Raw genomic sequence first — 6203 nt, forward strand, 5'->3', positions numbered from 1 at the left:
GGCGCAATTAAAGTTAACTGGCTAAGGCTGTCCTAAGTCAATTGGTCACTTGTACTGAGCGAAGTCGAAGTATTTGTCATTAGTAAGGGTTTGAAGCTTATTTACGTTTCGCAACATACTTGAATTTTTTCGCACCAACGTACTTACTAAATTCCGACTTCACGATGACTTACATTCAATCGCAAACTAACCTGTTAAATAAAGACACAGAAATAATCGTTGTATTTAACAAAGTTTGAGCCTGATTAAAATCAGAATCCCCCGTAATCAAAAAATCAGCTTCCCCTGCTAAAGCACAAGCTAAAAACTTTGCATCTTTTCGGTCTTTTGGAAAATCAATTGACACATTGACATCAATTAGGGTCGCAAATGTATCAATAATTTCAAACCATGACGCTCTCACTTGATCTGTCAACTTAAACTTCGGGCGACTTAATACCTCTTTATATTCCGCTACAATTTCAAATGAAACAATCCATTCCCAGTGGGGATTCTCAAAAATAAACTGAATAACTGCTTTTGGTACTCTACCCTTAAGGACAGCAGAAACTAAAACATTCGTGTCAATAACAACTTTCATTCTCCGCGTCGGTAAGCTTCAATCTCTGCTGCTATTTCTGCTTCGCTAATATCTTGTACTCCTGGTAGCGATTGTGTTTGATCAAATAAATCTCTCAGTTTTTTACTAATGAATGCTCTGGGGTTCTCCTCAGCTAAGATAATTATTTCTACTCGCTGTCCTGCTTGAAAAGGTAAATCAGATAATATTACTTGCTTTGGATCTGTAATGGTGATGTATTTTTTGTAAGCGTTCATAATTCCTTACTGACTTAAAAAACTAAAGTGGAGATGGCATTTTCTTTCTGCTGGTCTGTCACACCCAAATATCGCTTCAGAGCTGGAAGTGAGCGATGACCACTGATAGATTGAATGTGGCGTAGGAGTACTCCTGAATCACTCATCCACGTTAACTCTAATTCATCCTTAAAGCTAACTGCTTAAAGCTGTCATTGGTCATTCATTGGTCACTTGTACTGCCCTTAAGAGCGGGACGCACTCGCGTTCGATAAACTCACCAAGCGCGAACGCGAGTGCGTCTGGTAGAGTTGTCGTTGGCGTGGTCACTGAGCGACTTGTGCCGACTTGTACTGAGCGGCGTCGAGGTAAGTCTAAGTGCAGCCTCTGGTAGAGTTGTATTAGTCATTAGTAAGGGTTTGAAGCTTATTTACGTTTCGTAACATACTTGGGTTTTTTCGCACCAACGTAATTACTCAACTAAATAACTACGCCAAATTAGTTGAGTATTTTTACTACCTTTATCTGGAAGCAGCAATCGCCAAGTTTTGCCTTCTTGCTGAATTTGCAGATAAACATCAAAGGGTTTTTTTGGTTGCGTCAAGCGCCGTTTTGGTAGCTTAACAATCAAGTCGTAGGTTCCCCGAACGTGGAAAGCTGGTAAATTTTCAATCGTCAGGGGTTGTTCTTGGATAATTGATAGCCGCTTGATTTCAAATCCTTGAAAATCTAGATCCAACTGTTGGCTAAGTTTTTGTTGAGTTTGCTCTAGCCCAAGTGCGATCGCTTTTTGTACTAAATCGCTAGTTGGTAGCAGTCCAATGCTGCCACAAGCTGTTACTAACACCAGCAATATTGTTGTCAAAACTAACCGCACCATCTTATTCCTGAGATTCCACTTATCAGCGATAGTATAACTGTAGATTCTCTTAATTCTCTCATCTACCATGCCAAAACAGTCTATAGGTCTAGATAACCAACTCTACAATTATCTTTTATCCGTTTCACTGCAAGAACCAGAGATTCTTTGGAAGTTGCGCCAAGAAACCGCCAGCCATCCCCAGAGTGGAATGCAGATTTCACCAGAACAAGGGCAGTTTATGAGACTTCTGGTGCAGTTAATTGGAGCCAAGAAAACCCTAGAAATTGGAGTGTTTACAGGTTATAGCTCACTTTCTGTAGCTTTAGCACTACCGGCTGATGGGAAAATTATTGCTGCTGATGTGAGTGAAGAATTTACTGCGATCGCCCGGCGATATTGGCAAGAAGCTGGGGTTGCCGATAAAATCGATCTACGATTAGCACCAGCTTGGGAAACTTTAGATCAGCTATTGGCAACTGGACAAGCCGAGACATTTGATTTTGCCTTTATTGATGCTGATAAAAAAAATTATGATGGATATTATGAGCGATCGCTGCAATTAGTGCGTCCAGGTGGATTGATTGCTATTGATAATGTTTTATGGTCAGGACAAGTTGCAGACCCCCAATATCAAGATGAAAGCACCCAAGCAATCCGGGCGCTCAACGAAAAGTTACATCATGACGAACGGGTAACACTCTCCCTTATCCCCATTGCCGATGGACTTACTTTAGCCATCAAGCGACCTTAGAAGATGTTTGAAAAGTCCTCTTGTTGGTAGCAAAACGCTCTAGATCCCCCTAAACCTTCTTAACAAGCTACCGTGTATACACAAGTAGGCAGACCTCTCCCTAAACCCCTCTCCGAAGCGGAGAGGGGCTTTGAACATTGGCTCTCCAACCCTTGAAGGGTTGGGGCTGTTCTTGTTAGGTCTGACAGGGCTTTGAGCAAAATGAGGGTGCGGAATGTAAGTAAGTTGGCGTAAATAAAGCTAACTGGTGAAAGCTGTCATTTGTCATTTGTCCTTTGTCATTGGTAAAGGTTTCAGGTGTATTTACTTTTCGTAATATAGCTCTGTTTTTTTTCACCGACTTACTTAGGCTCAAAGCCTCTCTCCTTTTAGGAGAGAGGTTTGGAGAGAGGTCAATAGGACTTACGCACGCTCTCCTTTTAGGAGAGAGGAATGGAAGTGAGGTCAATAGGACTTACGCACACTCTACGAATTCTCTGCGCTTTTCTCTTCTTGGGCTGCGCGTTGGCGTCAGCCTAAGAAGAGAAGGCGGTTCGATAAATTAAGCTTTTTAGGAATTTTTGCGTAAGTCCTGGTCAAATTACTTAGAAATTGTAGCCAAGTCCTAATAGTAGCCCTACATCAGTTTGATCCATAAAGGCAGCATTTACAGCACCTGTCACTGTAAATCGAGAACCGATCGGCAGGTCTACACCACCAGTTAGCAGTAATCCAAAATCAGTATCCACGTTAGCTTCAATAGCTACGCCAGCACCAATATAAGGAGATATAGCAAAGGTTCTTTCACCCACCGAACCTGCTGTGCGGGGAGAAAAATCCAAAGTCACGGGAACTAGAAATATTGTATCGTCCCCAAACATTACTGATGGTCGCACTGATAGATAATTTGTCAGACCAAGTTTGCTGATTACTGTAAAATTCCCCTCGGAAAGAGCTGTATCGTTGCCGCTCAAACCAATATTACCAGCAACTCCGATATAGCTTCTGCCACCGCGAGTAGCTCTACCTACTGTATTATCCGTTGTCTCGTTTGTAGTTCCTGTTGGTGGCTGATTTAACTGACTGACGTTAACATCGGACGGGATCAGGACTTGGTTAATTGCATGGATAACACCATTGCTAGCTTTCACGTCCGCCTGGATAACTCTGGCATTATTTACCCCGACTTGATTGTTGGTAGAATCGATTTGAATATTTACAGGTGTTCCTTCATCGGTTCTCAGTTCTCCAGCCGAGAGCTGACTAGCAGTACCGCACCGGGAACCACATGATATCTCAAAATCTTTACTAACGCTTCTCTGTTCTCTGGTTGCTGTAACTGTTCTAGCGTAGCAGCAGGCAAAGCAGCAAATGCATCGTTGGTGGGAGCGAAGACTGTGTAAGGGCCTGGCTGTTGCAGAACATCTGCTAAACCCGATGTCTTTAATAAAGAAGTTAGAGTTGTAAAAGAATTACTGGATGCAGCAAGAGAAACAATATCAGTAGCGGTTTGAGTACTACCAGGAGTTCCAGCGACAACATATTGACTAGCTGGAAGATTGCTAGCAATCGGTTGCGCCCGTCCTTGTCTAACCAAAGCTTGATATAACAGTGCCGCAGCTTCAGCACGAGTCAGGGACTGTTGCGGATTGAGTTGTTTTACATCCGGGTAGTTGACAACAAGATTACCTTGTGTTGCTGCTGTCACACTCGCGACAGCATAGTTCGGGATCGCCGAGGCGTCGTTGTAATAGGTGCCAAGAGTACTTGTATCGCCACCAGACAAACCCAAGCCATTACTTAAAGCAACAATTCCTTGCACTTTCGGAATTTCTTGATTAGGTCTAAATACATTTCCAGGATAGCCTGCCAAGAATCCAGTTTCGTAGGCGTTCTGAATTGCAGAAGCCGCCCAATACCCAGCAGGAACATCACTAAATCCACCCGCACTTAATTGCCGAACTCGGTTTTGGTTACTGAAAGCTTTTTGAATTAGGGCGGCAAATTCAGCACGAGTCACAGGTTGATTCGGTCTAAAAGTGCCATCAGGAAAGCCACTAATTACGTTATTGTCAGCTAGGGCTTGAATGAAGGGACGCGCCCAATAATCTGAGGAAACATCAGATAAGTTAACTGTTGAAGCAGGCGATGGTGTCGCAGGTGATGGTGTCGCAGGTGATGGAACCGTATTTTGAGATAATGCGGGTGCAGAAATTACAATGGGAGTTATTGTAGCAGTTGTCATCCCCAAAACTAGCAAAGCAACCTTTGCTGATGACCGACGAAACAAACTAGACATGGAAATATCCTCTTTTCAATTTCTTGGGTTGACTATTGGAAAATACTGGATGCAAGGTTAAATGAATACAAATATCCAGATGATTATTTGGTTCGCCTCGATATGAATAACTAGAAATTAAACCCGTTAACTCCGGAAAATTCAAATGTGGGATATGTATGAGTAGCTGTTATGACATCTCATAATATCAGGACTGATGCAAAGAATAGACGAAATCTTGATTTTCAAGCTGTAGGGGCAATTCATCAATTGCCCCAGAGCGCGTGTAGTTTTGCCTAAGTCCTAAACATTTATCCCAACGTTTAGTACACATCATAGTGTAGGATTCCTATTGCTTTTTTAAACAACCGCAGTTCATAACTCAAGATAAGCAGGGATACTGTGGTAATATTGTCAGCTGCAACAATAAAGATAATTAATGCAAGCAGGCGATTTTATCAACTCGAAAATTGCAGTGAAGCAGTCAAATAATTGGGGTTTAATAGCCGCCTCTTTATAATTGCCGAAGAGGGTTAATGCTGTCAAGCTAAATGGCTCATGAACTTTAGAAATATTTAACAAATAAAATGTGTCTTGGCGATATGCTGTATTATTAGTGTTTGTTCAAAATCATACAACTAACTAATGGCTAGATTTGGAGAAAAAAGTTTCACTCTTTAGAGAGTTGTCTATTAGGGAAAATTTTCAAACACTAGACTGGAAATTAAAGAATGTTTTAAAAGTCCGGGAAGGTATAATTTTGCCCTTGTGTACTGGGTTAGATGCAATAAAAATTAAGGTTTTAGCCATGTAAGTAGAGCGACGCAAATAAAGCTAACTGGCTAAGGCTGTCATTTGTCATTTGTCCTTCGTCATTTATAAGGGTTTAAAGTGTATTTACGTTTCGTAATATAGTTTTGTTTATTCTTGCCGACTTACTTAGTGAGATTTTTGACTGGCTAATGATCAGAGCAAAAGCTCCTTTAAAACATCCTCTTAGCGATCGCAATCAAAAATTTCGGTAAGGATTTAGGTCAGGGGTATTGACAAGTGTGACATCTGAGGCGGAATATCACAATTAGGGAAAAATAAGTAGGTCGGCGCAATTAAAGCTAACTGGCTAACGCTGTCATTTGTCATTTGTCCTTCGTCATTTACAAGGGTTTTAAGCCTATTTACGTTTCGTAACATATTTAGGTTTTTTCACGCCAACTTACTTACCTGCCTCTGAAACTAGACCGTGTAACCCTTCTCCAGTTCGCTCTCGAACAACTGGTGGACATCATCGCCGGGCAGGCGATCGCTATAGATAAAAGACCTATTGCATAAATCATCAAATTTGAACCCCAAAGAGCCAAGGCTACGCTTTGCCTCTCCTTAGTACTACAGTGTACACACATGGCATTGTTAGCCGAAACAATGCCATTGTCGGTCGAAACAATAACATTGTTAGCCGAAACAATGCCATTGTCGGTCAAAACAATAACATTGTTAGCCGAAACAATGCCATTGTCGGTCGAAACAATAACATTGTTAGC

5 protein-coding genes and 1 pseudogene are annotated in these 6203 nt (G+C 41.7%); 1 reads left to right on the forward strand and 5 read right to left on the reverse strand.

Annotated features, from left to right (window positions below):
• Positions 1–175: 175 nt before the first annotated feature.
• The 4 genes from LC605_RS17360 to LC605_RS17375 form a co-directional block, all read right to left on the reverse strand.
• A complete protein-coding gene (locus tag LC605_RS17360; RefSeq protein ID WP_229548766.1) occupies positions 176–580 on the reverse strand; it encodes a putative toxin-antitoxin system toxin component, PIN family in 405 nt (134 codons plus the stop codon).
• Positions 577–816, reverse strand: a complete 240-nt coding sequence (locus LC605_RS17365; protein ID WP_229548767.1) for a hypothetical protein — start codon at positions 814–816, stop codon at positions 577–579. The genes LC605_RS17360 and LC605_RS17365 overlap by 4 nt, the downstream gene beginning before the upstream one ends.
• A 14-nt stretch (positions 817–830) precedes the next feature.
• The gene (locus tag LC605_RS17370) at positions 831–962 is read right to left on the reverse strand and encodes an integrase (protein ID WP_229548768.1); all 132 of its coding nucleotides are present in this window, start codon (positions 960–962) and stop codon (positions 831–833) included.
• Positions 963–1267: 305 nt separating this feature from the next.
• On the reverse strand, positions 1268–1675 hold the full coding sequence (locus tag LC605_RS17375; RefSeq protein WP_229548770.1) for a hypothetical protein: 408 nt from the start codon (positions 1673–1675) through the stop codon (positions 1268–1270).
• A 67-nt stretch (positions 1676–1742) separates the two neighbouring features.
• On the opposite strand from LC605_RS17375, the gene LC605_RS17380 reads away from it, so the two are divergent.
• Complete coding sequence (locus tag LC605_RS17380) at positions 1743–2408, forward strand: class I SAM-dependent methyltransferase (RefSeq protein ID WP_229548769.1); 666 nt, start codon at positions 1743–1745, stop codon at positions 2406–2408.
• Between the two features lie 584 nt (positions 2409–2992).
• Here LC605_RS17380 and LC605_RS17385 read toward each other — a convergent pair.
• Positions 2993–4686, reverse strand: a pseudogene (locus LC605_RS17385) (fasciclin domain-containing protein).
• Between the last annotated feature and the right edge of the window lie 1517 nt (positions 4687–6203).

Source organism: Nostoc sp. CHAB 5836, assembly GCF_020829445.1.
GTDB lineage: Bacteria > Cyanobacteriota > Cyanobacteriia > Cyanobacteriales > Nostocaceae > Nostoc.